This window comes from Enterococcus plantarum, assembly GCF_001730295.1.
Lineage (GTDB): Bacteria > Bacillota > Bacilli > Lactobacillales > Enterococcaceae > Enterococcus_L > Enterococcus_L plantarum.
Genome location: NZ_MIKA01000023.1, coordinates 189,803 through 205,372, shown reverse-complemented (window position 1 = coordinate 205,372; position 15,570 = coordinate 189,803). Strand labels below are relative to the sequence as shown.

General features: G+C 36.0%; 18 protein-coding genes, 1 tRNA gene and 1 other annotated feature. Of the genes, 17 read left to right on the top strand and 2 right to left on the bottom strand.

The genetic code is table 11. The features are described from left to right. Positions 1–127 precede the first annotated feature (127 nt). The 12 genes from BCR22_RS09200 to upp all read left to right on the top strand — a co-directional run bounded on the left by BCR22_RS09200 (position 128) and on the right by upp (position 11,174). Complete coding sequence (locus BCR22_RS09200) at positions 128–1,645, top strand: flavocytochrome c (protein ID WP_069654632.1); 1,518 nt, start codon at positions 128–130, stop codon at positions 1,643–1,645. Positions 1,646–2,614: 969 nt separating this feature from the next. After that, complete coding sequence (locus BCR22_RS09195) at positions 2,615–3,376, top strand: tandem-type lipoprotein (RefSeq protein WP_083241802.1); 762 nt, start codon at positions 2,615–2,617, stop codon at positions 3,374–3,376. After that, the gene (locus BCR22_RS09190) at positions 3,369–3,809 is read left to right on the top strand and encodes a hypothetical protein (protein WP_069654630.1); all 441 of its coding nucleotides are present in this window, start codon (positions 3,369–3,371) and stop codon (positions 3,807–3,809) included. The genes BCR22_RS09195 and BCR22_RS09190 overlap by 8 nt, the downstream gene beginning before the upstream one ends. Before the next feature lie 26 nt (positions 3,810–3,835). Further along, positions 3,836–4,621, top strand: a complete 786-nt coding sequence (locus tag BCR22_RS09185) for a hypothetical protein (RefSeq protein WP_141706558.1) — start codon at positions 3,836–3,838, stop codon at positions 4,619–4,621. A 6-nt stretch (positions 4,622–4,627) separates the two neighbouring features. Next, complete coding sequence (locus BCR22_RS09180) at positions 4,628–4,999, top strand: hypothetical protein (protein WP_069654628.1); 372 nt, start codon at positions 4,628–4,630, stop codon at positions 4,997–4,999. Next, complete coding sequence (locus BCR22_RS09175) at positions 4,992–5,276, top strand: hypothetical protein (RefSeq protein WP_069654627.1); 285 nt, start codon at positions 4,992–4,994, stop codon at positions 5,274–5,276. Before BCR22_RS09180 ends, BCR22_RS09175 begins: the two co-directional genes overlap by 8 nt. 283 nt (positions 5,277–5,559) lie before the next feature. Continuing rightward, positions 5,560–6,153 (top strand): thymidine kinase, encoded by a 594-nt coding sequence (locus BCR22_RS09170; RefSeq protein ID WP_069654626.1) that lies wholly within the window; start codon positions 5,560–5,562, stop codon positions 6,151–6,153. Between the two features lie 59 nt (positions 6,154–6,212). Then, positions 6,213–7,286 carry a peptide chain release factor 1 gene (gene prfA / locus BCR22_RS09165; RefSeq protein WP_069654625.1) on the top strand — a complete coding sequence of 358 codons (1,074 nt, stop codon included), beginning with the start codon at positions 6,213–6,215 and terminating at the stop codon, positions 7,284–7,286. Then, complete coding sequence (gene prmC / locus BCR22_RS09160; protein ID WP_069654624.1) at positions 7,279–8,130, top strand: peptide chain release factor N(5)-glutamine methyltransferase; 852 nt, start codon at positions 7,279–7,281, stop codon at positions 8,128–8,130. Before prfA ends, prmC begins: the two co-directional genes overlap by 8 nt. Positions 8,131–8,133: 3 nt before the next feature. Continuing rightward, entirely contained in the window at positions 8,134–9,171 is a 1,038-nt protein-coding gene (locus tag BCR22_RS09155; protein ID WP_069654623.1) for an L-threonylcarbamoyladenylate synthase, read from the top strand. Positions 9,172–9,226: 55 nt separating this feature from the next. Further along, complete coding sequence (gene glyA / locus BCR22_RS09150) at positions 9,227–10,465, top strand: serine hydroxymethyltransferase (RefSeq protein ID WP_069654622.1); 1,239 nt, start codon at positions 9,227–9,229, stop codon at positions 10,463–10,465. Between the two features lie 79 nt (positions 10,466–10,544). Then, positions 10,545–11,174 carry a uracil phosphoribosyltransferase gene (gene upp / locus BCR22_RS09145; protein ID WP_069645130.1) on the top strand — a complete coding sequence of 210 codons (630 nt, stop codon included), beginning with the start codon at positions 10,545–10,547 and terminating at the stop codon, positions 11,172–11,174. 95 nt (positions 11,175–11,269) lie between these two features. Here upp and BCR22_RS09140 read toward each other — a convergent pair whose 3' ends face one another. Beyond that, positions 11,270–11,506, bottom strand: a complete 237-nt coding sequence (locus BCR22_RS09140) for a hypothetical protein (protein WP_069654621.1) — start codon at positions 11,504–11,506, stop codon at positions 11,270–11,272. Between the two features lie 137 nt (positions 11,507–11,643). Between BCR22_RS09140 and BCR22_RS09135 the strand changes: the two genes are divergently transcribed. Both BCR22_RS09135 and BCR22_RS09130 read left to right on the top strand, forming a co-directional pair. Beyond that, a tRNA-Thr gene (locus tag BCR22_RS09135) sits at positions 11,644–11,716 on the top strand. A gap of 143 nt (positions 11,717–11,859) precedes the next feature. Continuing rightward, positions 11,860–12,045, top strand: a complete 186-nt coding sequence (locus BCR22_RS09130; protein ID WP_069654620.1) for a hypothetical protein — start codon at positions 11,860–11,862, stop codon at positions 12,043–12,045. 139 nt (positions 12,046–12,184) lie between these two features. Here BCR22_RS09130 and BCR22_RS09125 read toward each other — a convergent pair whose 3' ends face one another. Beyond that, positions 12,185–12,934: a hypothetical protein gene (locus tag BCR22_RS09125; RefSeq protein ID WP_069654619.1), complete on the bottom strand. Its 750-nt coding sequence runs from the start codon at positions 12,932–12,934 to the stop codon at positions 12,185–12,187. 236 nt (positions 12,935–13,170) lie between these two features. Here BCR22_RS09125 and BCR22_RS09120 point away from each other — a divergent pair, with 236 nt between their 5' ends. The 3 genes from BCR22_RS09120 to BCR22_RS09110 are packed head-to-tail and all read left to right on the top strand — an operon-like array spanning position 13,171 to position 15,065. Then, on the top strand, positions 13,171–14,355 hold the full coding sequence (locus BCR22_RS09120) for an FtsW/RodA/SpoVE family cell cycle protein (RefSeq protein ID WP_069654618.1): 1,185 nt from the start codon (positions 13,171–13,173) through the stop codon (positions 14,353–14,355). 18 nt (positions 14,356–14,373) lie between these two features. Next, the gene (locus tag BCR22_RS09115; RefSeq protein ID WP_069654698.1) at positions 14,374–14,730 is read left to right on the top strand and encodes an arsenate reductase family protein; all 357 of its coding nucleotides are present in this window, start codon (positions 14,374–14,376) and stop codon (positions 14,728–14,730) included. After that, the gene (locus BCR22_RS09110) at positions 14,730–15,065 is read left to right on the top strand and encodes a glycine cleavage system H family protein (protein ID WP_069654617.1); all 336 of its coding nucleotides are present in this window, start codon (positions 14,730–14,732) and stop codon (positions 15,063–15,065) included. The genes BCR22_RS09115 and BCR22_RS09110 overlap by 1 nt, the downstream gene beginning before the upstream one ends. Before the next feature lie 45 nt (positions 15,066–15,110). Further along, positions 15,111–15,355, top strand: a binding site (T-box leader). Positions 15,356–15,570 lie beyond the last annotated feature (215 nt).

The window sequence follows — 15,570 nt, the reverse complement described above, 5'->3', positions numbered from 1 at the left end:
GAGTGAAATAAGTTGCACCAGCTACTTTTTTCTTGAAATGAATGTGAATTAAATCACATTTTAGCGGCTTTTTCTATAATGAAATAATCAGGGTTGATTGGATAAAATTTACCGAGGTGGGGAAAAAATGAAAAAAGTCATCATAAGTTTACTATCGTTGAGTTTGTTTGCTGGAATTGCTGTGGGCTGTACTAGTGATCAAGAAAAAACAGCGAAGAAAAGGAAAGAATCTAAAGAAAGCACAGAAGTTACTTCTGGAGCATCGGCCAATGGTTATACGGATTTAAGCGAATTGAAGGATCAATATGATATCGTGATCATTGGTGCTGGGGGAGCGGGTATGACTGCGGCATTACAAGCCAAAGAAGCGGGAATGAATCCAGCAATTCTAGAAAAAATGCCCGTTGCGGGTGGAAATACAATCAAGTCGTCTTCAGGTATGAATGCATCAGAAACAAAATACCAAAAAGTCGAAGGGATCACTGATAGTAATGATAAATTTTTTGAAGAAACACTAAAAGGCGGAAAAGGGACGAACGACAAAGAATTATTACGCTTTTTTGTAGACCATTCAGCCGATGCAATTGATTGGTTAGATACAAAAGGCATCGAACTTAGCAACCTGACAATCACTGGTGGAATGAGCGAAAAGCGTACACATCGTCCAGCAGATGGTTCTGCAATTGGTGGTTACTTAGTGGATGGACTTGTTCGGAATGTCAAAGAAGAAAAAGTTCCGTTATTCGTCAATGCAAATGTCACTGAAATCACTGAAAAAGATGGTCAAGTGAACGGTGTCAAAGTGAAATTAAATGACAAAGAAACAAAAGAAATCAAATCAAATGCGGTAATCGTCACAACAGGTGGATTTGGTGCAAATAAAGAAATGCTTGAAAAATACGATCCCAAATTAAAAGATTACGTAACGACAAATCAAGAAGGTACAACTGGTGATGGAATCAAGATGATCGAAAAACTTGGTGGTGCCACAGTGGATATGCAAGAAATTCAAATCCATCCAACCGTGCAACAAGACAAATCATTTTTGATTGGTGAAGTAGTTCGCGGTGAAGGAGCTATTCTAGCATCGCAAGAAGGAACGCGTTTTGTTAATGAAATGGATACCCGTGATAAAGTTTCTGCTGCTATTACTGCGTTACCAGAAAAATCAGCTTACTTAGTCTTTGACCAAGGTGTTCGTGATCGAGCGAAAGCAATCGATTTTTATAATGAACAAGGTTTTGTAGTCGAAGGAAAAACAATCGAAGAATTAGCCCAAAAAATCGATATGCCTGAAGCAAAACTAAAAGAAACCGTAGAACAATGGAACAAAGAGGTTCAAACGAAATCGGATACTCAATACAATCGTACAACAGGAATGGATCATGATTTATCAACTGGACCATTTTACGCAATCAAAATCGCACCAGGAATCCATCATACAATGGGTGGTGTGAAGATCAATACGAAGACAGAAGTCTTAAAAGAAGATGGTGCTCCAATCAAAGGCTTGTATGCCGCTGGTGAAGTAACTGGTGGGTTACATGGTGCAAACCGTATCGGCGGAAACGCTGTGGCGGACATCATCATCTTTGGACGTCAATCTGGAACAGAAGCTGCAAATTTTGCTGCTACTCAAAAATAAAATAAACTTAGAAAACCAATAGATCGAACGTTTCCATTTATCTATTGGTTTAGAATAATCAAACGTGAGGTTGGGGCAGAAGTGTTTAACTCCGAGAAATAAGAAGGAATTTACGAAAATTGATCTTCAAATTTTTGCGACCAAGTAGGTACTGTGCAACATCAACTTGTTCCTTGTTGTGTTTTACAGCAATTTCGGCTTATTTCCGAAGGAGTTGCTTCTGCGCCCACCGTTTATTCGGTTACTAAGAGCCTGAAACATACCCTTTTTAGTTATATCCCAGGCTCATCTTTTTTTACAAGAGTAAAAAGAGAACCTAGTGCAGTAGTACACAGCGATTCTAAACAAGTTATAATTCGTGATAATGACAATAAAAAACGTAAAGATAGTTAAGTAATTTTAATTGGATAATAAGTAGTGAAATAAGTCATATTTATAAAACTAGAAAGGAATTAAAGAATGGATGTTAAAATAGTAAGTCTACTACTGGGAATGTATCGCGTTCATCAGTAAATTTACAAGCACATTAAATAGCGTCGATATTTCTACGAGTGTTGCGAAAAGAACGAATGTGATTGGAAACAGAATAGAAAAATTTTTCTTAGCTAATAAAGTAATAACATTGGGAGAATTAAATTACAGTGTACATTAATAGTCAACGCTAATAGTTAAATTAGATGATGCCAAATACGCATATGATGATCCTAATGCTAACCAATTAGATATTGATAATGCTACACTAGCATTGCAACAGGCAATTAATAATTTAGTTTAATATAATAATACTAAGTAGAGGGATAGTGAGCTAAAAGCATACTATCTCTTTTTTTATCCATAAATCAGTAACATTATTTAAAAATTAAATAACAAAAATGTAATATATAACTATCTATTTCATCTTACTTTTGGTAAAATAAATATTGATTAAGGTGTAAATAAATTTCATCCTGTTTAGGAGGAGAAAATATTTTGAAAAAATTATATTTATTTATAGGAGGACTAATGATAATGAGTGGATTAACTGGATGTGAAACAAAAAATAAAGCAGAAATTGAACAAAGTTTTGATAAGGTATTAGCAATGTATCCAACACCAAATCTAGAAAGTTTCTACGATATGGAAGGCTATCGAGATAATGAGTTTGATAAGGATGATAAGGGGGTTTGGGTACTTGATTCTAGTATGTCCATTAGTCAATCAGAAGATGGGGGGCTGTTTACAGAGGGGATGATTTTAAGGCTAAACAGAAATACAAGAACAGCGAAGGGATATTATTACACCTTTACAACATGGAATGATTTGAGTAAACCAGTTTTAAAAAAGAAGTATGAGGTAACTTATAATAAAGAAGGATTTCATCTAGTTGATGATGTGAATGAGGATAGTATTAAAGATAAGATACAAAATTTTAACTTTTTTGTGCAGTATGGTGATTTTAATCATTTAGATACATACGAAAATATTAAAAAAATGTACAATCCAGAAGTACCTATGTATGAATTAGAATATCAGTTAACAAATACTGACAATAATGTTCAAGCATTGAGAGAACGATATGATATTCCAACTGAAAAAGCGCCTACATTATTATTAAAAGGAACAGGTGATTTAGAAGGAAGTTCTATAGGATATAAGCAGTTAGAGATAAGATTTTCTAAAAAACCAGCAATTGTGTTTGATGATTTAGTCGATTTTCAACCTTTATCAGAGGAGGATATTGTAGATGAGTAGCTATGACATCAGAGATAAAGGGATTAAAAAAGACTTAGAAGCGACTAGTGCAGTAGCAACAATTTCATATGAAGTTGAGAACGCTCAAGTAAATGGTCTTGATAAAAATGATATTAATAAACAAATAATAAAATTACAAGGTGCTGATAAATTCCCTTCCAATCTCCAACTAGTAGATGCATTCTACGACCCTAAAACAAGTTCAAGTGGCGTAGCGTTTTTGGATAACAACACAGGAAAAGTTGTAGTTGGCTTTACTGGTACTAACCTTGACAATGGTATATTAGAAAGCGCAAAAGACATAGGTCAATGGGTGAATATAGCATTTAAAGGAGATGGCCCTTCCTCGGCATATTTTGATGCTAGTAACAAGTTTATGAACAATTTAAAAGCAAATGGTTATGATATTGATACAGTACAGGGCACTCTTTAGGTGGAAGAAATGGAACTATTATGGGTATGGAACACAATATACCGAATATTATACTTTATAATTCAGCTCCATTGATGAATTTATTAGGAAATTTAAAGAAGTCAAATCAACAAGAATTATCCGATTTATTTGGACGATATAGTGGAAATATTATTTATTTTGTATCTGAAAATGACCCATTAAATAAAGCTGCGAGTGGAGTTCCTGGAAGTATCTATCCAGGAAAAATTATCATCATAAAAAACGGAAAAGAGCATGACATTACTGGTTTTTTAACAAAGGAAGAACAGGATTTTATTCGTCAACATACCCTTGATTTAAATAAAATTTATGTTGCTCAAAAAAAGGTTCAAACTGATACAACAAAAAAACTAATTGGACTGGAATTACTCCGAGCAAAATTTCTAAAAAGTGGTGGAAGATTATCTGCTTCAGAAGAAATTTATTTAGATGCGTCCGAAGCATTGATTTTAACACAAGGAATGAGTAAAACCCTTCAAATAGAAATAGATGATATTAAAAAAATGTATCGGGAAGCAAAGAAAGATTCAGATAAATTATGGACTGATACGTTGAAAACAGCCGACTCCATAGGCTCTACATTACATCAAGGAGAAGTATTAGATTCTTTAAATGGTGGTGGTGCAACAGAGCCAATTGTTCGAATAGAACCAAAAGAAGAATATGAACAAAAAATATCAGAATTATCTTCGATACAACAAGAATACAATGAATTAATTGGTCAAATACAATCATCCACAAATAAACAAGTAGAAACAGACCAAGAGTTAGCGAGACAAATAGGGGGATAAACTCTCATGGAGAGAACATGTGTAAATAAATTAACAGAGTTAGAATCAGAGTATGAAAAGAACCAAAGAAAGATTGAAGAAGAGTTAGAAGAAGCCTTTTATGAAAAGCAAAAATTTGGTCGTGCGTTAGAAAATCTTTCAGAAAATTATCGCTATCATTATCAGCAAGCTGAGTACAGTGAACCAATAAATATGAGCAGAGTTTATCATTTATTAGAACAATGTAAAGATGATGGAGATAGGGTAGTTAATCAGGCAATGAAAGAATTAGAAAATAAACAAGAAGAAAACACGATTCATTATAAGAAACAAACCCGATTAATAGAAGATGAACTTACTCTTTTAAAAGAGAAGGAGAGAAAAAAAGAAAATGAGTAGTGAAAAAATGAAACTGGAGTTAAAAAGATTGCGAAAAGAATTGGAAAAAGCTTTGATACGAGGCATGGTTGCTCCGCCATGTGTTCAAACGGCAGAAACGAAAAAGCAACTGGTTAAAAGTATGGGACAAGCTCGAGTAGAACGATTAAAAAGTAGTAGTGCAAACTATATTTCAAACTTTCAGTCTTCCGCAAAAGGTGCATGGGTAACAAAAGCAAAGACAACTTTTGAGAATACTTCTAAAAAACTAACAACTATTACAGCAGAGGGAAAATGATGGGCTTCCAAAGTTCATCATTTTTTGTATGTTCTGTTAATCTATGGAGCGTTTTAAAAGTTTGAATAAATTTTGCCAAATTGAATTTTAAAACTCTAAAAACTATTCTGGTAGCGTTAAGGTGTGTTTAAAATAACAGAACAAACAATTTAGGATGATATCAAAAATGGAAATTCCTGACAAAAAACCCCCTTGCTACATAAGCAATAAATTTACCACTGTAAAAAACTTCGATTTTATAGTAAAATACGAGAGGAACTAAACGAGAGGTGACGACGAAGGAATGGCACAATTATTTTTTAAATATGGCGCAATGAACAGTGGGAAAACCATTGAGATCTTAAAAGTAGCACACAACTATGAAGAACAAGACAAGCCTGTTGTGATCATGACAAGTGGACTTGATACTAGAGATGGCGTAGGTGTCGTTTCAAGCCGTATTGGCCTTAGAAGAGAAGCCATTCCCATTTTTAAAGAAACAAATGTTTATGAATTAATCCAAAAGCTAGAGTATAAACCTTACTGTATATTAGTAGACGAATCTCAATTTCTAGGAAAACAACATGTGATTGAATTTGCTAGAGTGGTAGATGAACTTAATATTCCTGTTATGGCTTTCGGTTTGAAGAATGATTTCCGTAATGAACTATTTGAAGGCTCAAAATATTTGATGCTATATGCTGACAAATTAGAAGAACTCAAAACAATCTGCTGGTTCTGCCACAAAAAAGCCACAATGAATTTACATTACATTGATGGTCGACCCGTTTACGAAGGAACTCAAGTTCAAATTGGAGGCAACGAAGCCTATTATCCAGTGTGTCGAAATCACTATTTTCATCCGCCAATTGACGGTGAACAAGTAGCAAATAAGTAACTCCGTAAAAAAGAGGAAAAATAAAAAACAGTGACTTAACGAAAAAGGAGCAACCAACTATGTACGATCAGTTACAATCAATCGAAGATCGCTATGAAGAGCTGGGCGAATTATTAAGCGACCCAGAAGTGATTAGTGATACGAAACGCTTTATGCAATTATCTAAAGAGGAAGCGAATACTCGCGAAACGGTAGACGTTTATCGCCGCTATAAACAAGTAGTAGAAGGAATCAGCGACACAGAAGAACTGTTAGGCGAAAAATTAGATGCTGAAATGGCAGAAATGGCGAAAGAAGAACTATCAGAATTAAAAAAAGAAAAAGACGTTCTTGAAGAACGAATCAAAATTTTACTATTGCCGACAGATCCAAATGACGATAAGAATATCATTATGGAGATCCGTGGTGCAGCAGGTGGAGATGAAGCAGCTTTATTTGCAGGAGATCTATTCGGGATGTACCAAAAATATGCGGAATCTCAAGGCTGGAAGACAGATGTCTTGGAAGCTAGCATCACTGGGATTGGCGGATATAAAGAAGTAATCATGATGATTTCAGGAGACAATGTCTTCTCTAAATTAAAATACGAAAGCGGCGCACACCGTGTGCAACGTGTTCCTTCAACAGAATCTCAAGGCCGTATTCATACATCTACTGCAACAGTCGTTGTATTACCAGAAGCAGAAGAAGTAGAATTGGATCTTGCGGATAAAGATATCCGTACCGATATCTACCATGCAAGTGGAGCCGGTGGTCAGCACGTCAATAAGACAGCTTCTGCCGTTCGTTTGACACATATTCCGACAGGGATTGCGGTTGCGATGCAAGATGAACGTTCACAAATCAAAAACCGTGAGAAAGCGATGAAAATTTTACGTGCGAGAGTCTATGACCAAATGCAGCAAGAAGCACAAAGCGAATACGATGCGAATCGTAAATCCGCTGTTGGTACTGGAGATCGTTCTGAACGAATTCGTACCTATAATTTTCCGCAAAACCGTGTGACTGATCACCGTATTGGGTTAACGATTCAAAAACTAGATCAAATTTTAGCTGGAAAATTAGATGAAATCGTCGATGCTTTAGTGTTATACGATCAAACATCAAAATTAGAAGAGATGCAAAATGGGTAACCGTTATTTTGAAGTCCTTGAACGGGCTTCTTCTTTTTTAGAAAAACATGGGAAAGAAGGATACAGTATCCTCTTTGTTTTTCTAGAAAGAAAGGGGTGGACGAAGACGGATTGGCTACTCCATTTAAAAGATGAAATAACATGTGCAGATGAACAACAAATCAATGAGGACTTGAAGCAACTAGCTAATAATTATCCGCCACAGTATCTATTGGGTTACGGTGATTTTTATGAACAACGTTTTCTAGTCAACGAGCATACCTTGATTCCTAGACCTGAAACCGAAGAATTAGTAGACCGTTGTTTAAAAGAAAATCCCAACCAATCTCTAACTGTTGTTGATGTAGGGACTGGGACGGGGGCGATTGCAATCAGTTTAAAATTAGCTCGTCCAAACTGGCAAGTGACAGCCATCGATATTTCCGAAGAAGCATTGAAAGTCGCAAAGAAAAATGCACAACAACTAGAGGCTGAAATTGAGTTTATTCACGGCGATGCGCTAAAACCGATAAAAAACAAAAGGATTGATATCTTGATTTCAAATCCTCCCTATATTAGTAATGCTGAATGGGCATTAATGGATGAAAGTGTTCGGACATACGAACCAAAAACAGCATTATTTGCGGAAAATGATGGATTAGCTATTTATCAGCGATTAGCTGACGAAGCAAAAGATAAACTGAATCCAGAAGGAAAAATTTATTTGGAAATCGGTTTTCAGCAAGGAGAGGCCGTTAAAGAACTTTTCCAGCAAGCATTCCCTCAAAAACAAGTAGAAGTTGCCCAAGACTTATCAGGAAATGATCGAATGGTGATTGTTTCAACTAAAAAAGAGGAGGGATAAAAAGTGGAAACAAAACAATTTACAACAGACGAAATTGGTGAAGCAGCAGAGTTGATTCGTCAAGGAGAACTGATAGCCTTCCCGACTGAAACAGTATATGGACTTGGCGCAAACGCTTTGGATGAACAGGCAGTAAAGCAAGTGTACACTGTAAAAGGACGACCTAGCGACAATCCATTGATTGTACATGTCAGTGATTTTGAAATGGTCACACACTATGTGACGTATTTTCCTAAACATACAAAGGCACTTGTCGATGCTTTTTGGCCTGGTCCTTTGACCTTGATTTTCGATGTGAAACCTACTACGTTTTCTACTACAGTTACGGGTGGTTTAAATACGGTTGCTTTTCGGATGCCTAATAATCTGAAAACAATTGAATTGATAAAAGAAGCAAATGTTCCTTTGGTTGGGCCAAGTGCAAATACTTCTGGCAAACCTAGCCCAACAACCGCGAAGCATGTCTACCATGATTTACATGGTAAGATCGCTGGTATTTTAGATGATGGACCAACACAAATTGGAGTAGAATCAACTGTTCTAGATTTGACTACAAAAAATGGAGTTCCCGTCGTATTAAGACCAGGTGCTATTACGAAAGAGCAGTTGGAACAGGTAGTAGGAAAAGTGACGTTGGATCAGCATTTAATCACTGAAAAGGAAGCCCCAAAGGCGCCAGGAATGAAGTATAAGCATTATTCTCCTGATGTTCCAGTCTGGATCATAGACGGCGATAAAGATGTATTTGACAAAGCGATCAATTGGGCCAAAAGTAAAAATCAACGAATCGGGCTATTTGCAAGTGATCGTATCACATCAGCATTTTCAACTGAGGTAACAGCTATTTTTTCTTTTGGGGAAGATACAGTGGAACAAGGGACTAAACTGTTATTTGCTGGTCTCAGAAGTTTAGATGAACAGAATATCGATGTTATTTTTGCCCAAGCTTTCCCAGAATCAGAGTTAGGGATCGCTTATATGAATCGTCTAAAAAAAGCAGCAAATCAAAAAATATTGAAAATTGATTCTATTTTCGAGTAGAGAGCTTTTAAGTATGATACAATCGGTACAAACAAATGAAATGGAGGCTTGTTTAATGGATTATAAAACAGTTGATCCGGATTTATGGGATGCTATTGAAAAAGAGAACGAACGTCAAGAGAACAACTTGGAGCTGATTGCATCGGAGAACGTTGTTTCGAAAGGTGTGATGGCTGCGCAAGGAAGTATTCTTACAAACAAATATGCGGAGGGATATCCTGGCAAACGCTATTATGGTGGCTGCGAGTTCATTGATATCGTTGAAGACTTAGCAATTGATCGTGCGAAAGAATTATTTGGAGCTAAATTCGCAAATGTACAACCACATTCTGGGTCACAAGCGAATACAGCCGCTTATCTTTCATTGATCGAACCAGGCGATACTGTTTTAGGGATGGATTTGTCTGCGGGAGGACATTTAACTCATGGATCACCAGTAAACTTTAGTGGCAAAACGTATAACTTTGTAAGTTATGGCGTTGATCCAACAACAGAAGTAATCGATTATAATGTCGTGCGTATTTTGGCACGTGAGCATCAACCAAAATTGATCGTAGCGGGTGCCAGCGCGTATTCTCGTACCATCGACTTCGAAAAATTCCGTGAAATTGCGGATGAAATTGGTGCAAAATTAATGGTAGATATGGCGCATATTGCAGGACTTGTAGCAGCTGGTTTACATCCAAATCCAGTTCCTTTTGCAGATATCACAACATCAACAACACATAAAACATTACGTGGGCCTCGTGGTGGGCTTATTTTAACTAATGATGAAGAGTTAGCGAAAAAAATCAATAGCAATATCTTCCCTGGTATTCAGGGCGGACCATTAGAACACGTGATTGCTGGTAAAGCAGTTGCTTTTAAAGAAGCATTAGATATTACCTTTAAAGAATACAGTGAACAAGTGATCGAAAATGCGAAAGCGATGACGAAAGTTATCAATCAAACACCTGAAGCGCGTTTAGTAAGCGGATCAACTGATAATCATTTGTTATTGATCGATGTTAGTGGTTTTGGTTTAAATGGAAAAGAAGCAGAAGCGATTCTAGACAGTGTGAATATTACAGCGAACAAAAATTCAATTCCATTTGAACAGCTTAGTCCATTTAAAACCAGTGGTATTCGGATTGGTACTCCTGCGATCACAACTCGAGGCTTCAAAGAGGATGATTGTGTTGAAGTCGCAAAATTGATCGTTAAAGTGTTAAAAGATCATGAGAATGAAACGACTCTTTCTGAAGTTCGGGCTGCAGTTAGTGAGCTTACAAAAAAATATCCACTTTATAAGTAAAAGATTCGAGTGATTGACTAGTCAATCGCTCGATTTTGTTTTACAATAGGAAGGAATAAATTATTGAAGGAGAATGAGCATGGGAAAATTCCAAGTTATTGATCATCCACTGATCCAACACAAATTAACAATTATTAGAGATAAAGATTGTGGAACAAAGGTTTTTCGTGAAGTCGTGAATGAAATTGCAATGCTAATGGCATACGAAGTTTCAAGAGATATGCCGTTAGAAGACGTTGTGATCGAGACACCGATCTGTGAAACAACACAAAAAACATTATCTGGTAAAAAGGTTGCAATCGTGCCGATTTTACGTGCAGGTATTGGAATGGTAGATGGTATTTTGGAATTGATTCCAGCAGCGAAGGTTGGACATATCGGGTTATACCGTGATCATGATACATTAGAACCAGTTGAATACTTTGTGAAGATGCCAGAAGATATTGACGCACGTCAATTATTTGTAGTGGATCCAATGCTTGCTACAGGCGGATCAGCAATCATGGCAATCGATGCATTGAAAGCACGCGGCGGCAGCAATATTAAATTTGTATGTCTCGTTGCAGCGCCAGAAGGTGTGAAAGCATTACAAGAAGCACATCCTGATATCGATATTTATACTGCAGCATTAGATGAGTATCTAGATAAAGATGGCTACATCGTTCCAGGTCTTGGCGATGCTGGTGACCGTTTGTTTGGAACCAAATAAGTAAACGACAAAATAGCTGAGTAGAGAGATGAACTCTCTCTACTCAGCTATTTTTTTAATTAAAAAATCCATCCACTAATAATGGATGGAAGAGTCTATACTTTTTGTAATTTTTTGTAATTGATGACAATCACACCATTACTTTTGACCATTAAATCAGTGTTATCAGATTTCTCATCAATTTCCACTACAGCAGAATTATTTAATTGTTTCGTGATAATCCCAGTCTGTGGTTGACCATGCATCAAGAAAGTGACCTGAGTATCAACAGTGAATAAATCCCCTTCAGAAGAAGGCTCAACAGGACGATTAAAGTTACCGAAATTAGACATTCAAAAAAACTTCCTTTCTTAACTTCTTTTATTATACCACATTTAAAGAAAAATTTCAGAAAACTAAATTTATTTAAAAAAAGACAGGTTTTTGTCTTTACAAAAAATAAGTTTAGTTCTATAATTTGCATTGTATTGCCAGCTTAGCTCAGTCGGTAGAGCAACGCACTCGTAACGCGTAGGTCGTAGGTTCGATTCCTACAGCTGGCATAAAATAAAGGCTCAACATCTTGTTAATTAAAGATGTTGAGCCTTTTTATAAAGAAGTGTAATAAATTCGTAGATAATCTTTGTATATTTGCAAAAATAAGCCTACACTTAAATAAGAAGTAAGTATATAGGAGGAATGCATCATGTCAGAAAATGTTGATAAAATCACTAAATTAGTCAATGAAGCAAAGAAAAAAGTCGAACGCTTAGAAGACAAACGTCAAGAAAATCTTGGGAACTCTATCAATTACATTGAAAATGAACTGCAGATCCAACGTTTGTATGCGCAAATCGAAGCTTATGAAGAAGTCTTAGATTTTGTAGAATAATTTGATTCTCGTAATAACTTAGCAGACTATATAAAGGGTGAATTTGAATAGGAGTCTGGGACAGAAGCATTTAATCCCACACCCCTATTTTTTTCATTTAAATTCAATAGAAATACTATTTCATTTACGTATATTCTCACTAGTTGCTTTCATCATAAAGAATGAATTTTCTTCGATTAATTAAATCAGTAGCGCCTAAAACTTCATTTGTTTTGTCATATCGGAATGTGATATAAGGAATCTGCTTTTTATCTGGATATAATGTACTGGCCGTTTTATCTTGAATTAGAAAGCCGATTGTATCCATATATTTCTTCTTCATACCATTACGTTCATACTTTACATCTAAAGGTACTGTTACTAGCAAGCTCCGATAACTATGATATTTTTTGTCAATATTGATAATCATACTTTCAGAAGAAGCAATAATTTCTTCTAATAGTGCAGGCATTGTAGCGTTGATTTCTTCTTCTATCAACCTATTTTCTTCCTGTTTAGCTACGAATTTACTATAATCAACGTTAACTTGGTATTGAATCTTTTCTTTTTCTTTATAAGTTGAAAAAGAAACATCTGTTGTAGGTGCCTGTCCATTTATAAAAATATTTTTCCAAATAAATGAACCGTCTTTCTCAATTTTGAGCACACCTCGTGGTTCTTGTAAACTGAGGCCATTCTTATTTTGGATGATACTAGCAGAAAAACTGCTGTATTTGGCTTTTCCAGTAAGTTGAAATTGGCCATTTTCATCTGATTCAATCGTATCTTTGTCGAGCGTGATCCAAGGTTCATCTGAATCTTGAGATTTGTTTTCTTTATCAGTAGGCTTCCCACAGCCACCAAGTGATAATAGAAGCAGACTAATTCCCAACACGTAAATCTTTTTCAACGTTATTCATCTCCTTTAAATGTTATTATATAGTTTTGCTGAGGAACAATGCAATGTATAACTAAATTGATATTTATGCGTTTATTGAACGTCACATTTGTCAAAATAAAAAAATACAATTATAACGACTCAATTTGTACTTTAAAGTTTTTCAAAAATCATCAAGACTATACTTTCTTTTCTTCCTATAGAAAGTTATAATAAAAGGCGTATGATTTAAGGAAAAGGGATGACGAATGAATAAAAATAAACTAATGCGTAATTTAGATAATAGAATCGATTATGGTGTGATCTTACCGGTATTCCTTCTTTCAATCATCGGAATACTATCACTTTATGTAGCATTGAGCAATGATCCAAATCGACCAGAAATCGGCAATATGCTCATGAAACAAGGATTATGGTATTTGGTTGGCGGTGTTAGTATTGTGATTGTCATGCATTTCAGCTCTAAGCTCCTCTGGCGATTGACCCCGGTGTTTTATGTGATTGGGTTGATTATGATGGGTTTGCTTCTAAAATTTTATGATCCGTATCTAGAGGCGCAAACAGGCTCTAAAAACTGGATCAGTATTGGCGGAACGACTTTTCAACCTTCGGAATTAATGAAGGTAGCATTCATTTTGATGCTGGCTTATGTAGTGACGATGCACAATGTGAAGAATGTCAATCGGACAGTAAAATCTGATTTTTGGCTGATTGGCAAAATGTTGTTGGTTACGATGCCGGTGATTATCTTGATTTTACTCCAAGATGATTTTGGGACGATGCTAGTCTTTCTAGCCATTTTTGGCGGAGTATTTCTGATGTCGGGAATTTCTTGGAAAATTATCTTGCCGACTTTTTTGGCCGCGTTACTAGTTGGAGCAGGAACGATTTACTTAGTAACGACAACAACTGGACGGGAATTTCTTTATTCTGTTGGATTTAAACCGTATCAGTTTGATCGAATCGATTTATGGATGAATCCTTTCCATCATGATCCAGACCGTTCATTCCAGCCAGCTTTAGCAATCACTGCAATTGGTTCTGGCGGTTTACTTGGCAAAGGATTTAATGTCAGTGATGTTTATGTACCGGTTAGAGAGTCAGATATGATTTTTACTGTTGTAGGTGAGAACTTTGGTTTCATTGGCGGTTGCTTTATTATTTTACTCTACTTTATCTTGATTTATCGCATGATTCGTGTGTGTTTTGACACAAATAATGAATTTTACGCCTACATTGCAACTGGAATCATCATGATGATTCTATTCCACGTATTTGAAAATATAGGAGCGAATATCGGACTTCTACCATTAACAGGGATTCCGTTACCATTTATTAGCCAAGGTGGTTCCTCGATTTTAGGAAATATGTTAGGTGTAGGATTGATTATGTCAATGAAATATCAAAAAGAAGCAACGATTGAAGACTATTAAATGAAAGAAGGCGTTGAAATGTACACATTTTTCTGGTATCCAAAATGTTCGACTTGTAAGAAAGCAAAAGCTTGGTTAGATCAACAGCAGGTAAAATACGAAACGATTGATATGATCGAACATCCACCTACAGCTAAACAAATAGCAAGTTGGATGGAACAAAGTGATTTACCAGTCCGCCGTTTCTTTAATACAAGCGGTATTCGTTATAGAGAACAAGGACTGAAAGATAAAGTCAATGACTTTTCAATCAAAGAAGCAAGTGAATTACTGGCAACCGATGGTATGTTGATCAAACGTCCGATTTTTGTTAAAGGAGATCAATTTTTAGCAAACGGGTTTAAAGAATCTGACTATGAAGGAGCTATTGACTAATGGCTGAAGAATTGAAAATAATCGATAGTTTATGGGTTTTAAAAACAGATGCTGGCTATAAGATTGGTTTAACGAATGAAGCACAAGAAGACCTAGGAAACATCACTTTTGCAACAATGCCTAAAGTTGGTCAAACGTTGGAAAAAGGGGATTCGCTGATTGAATTGGAAGCTGAAAAAGCTGTCAGTGAATTTAGTAGTCCCATTAGCGGAACGATCGCAGCGATTAATGAAGCAGCTGCGCAAGACCCTAGTGTGTTAGATGATGCAGAACAAAAAAATGCCTGGATTGCTATCCTCACGGACATTGATGAATCAGAATTAACCCAAGTATAATAATTGACAAGCTATTTGTATATTGCTATAATTTCATCAATAAAAGTAAAAGCTTTGAAAAGAAGAGTACATGTCAAACGTGTTTGAAGAGAGCCTTGATTGCTGAAAATAGGCAACATAGTTGAGATGGAAGATGGTCTTTGAGCGGAATAAGTGAGCAGATGTGAACTTATTACGGGAGTGCCCGTTATAGCACGACAGTATACGAGTTCAAGTACTGTATAAGGCTATTATTGTGAAATAATAGTAAATCAAGGTGGTAACACGAAAGACAAGCTTTCGTCCTTATGTCAGATTAATGACAGGGACGGAGGCTTTTTATTGTGAATCACTACGACTGGCTTTACCAGAGTAGATGATGAACAATACTTGGCGAACGAAGTGAGAGAAGTTTCCTTACTAGTGAATCACCATCAAGTTACTACGTCAAAAAAGGTAGACGAGTGGCACAAGAAGTAAGCGTACCAGAGTAGATGATGAACAATACTTGGCGAACGAAGTGAGA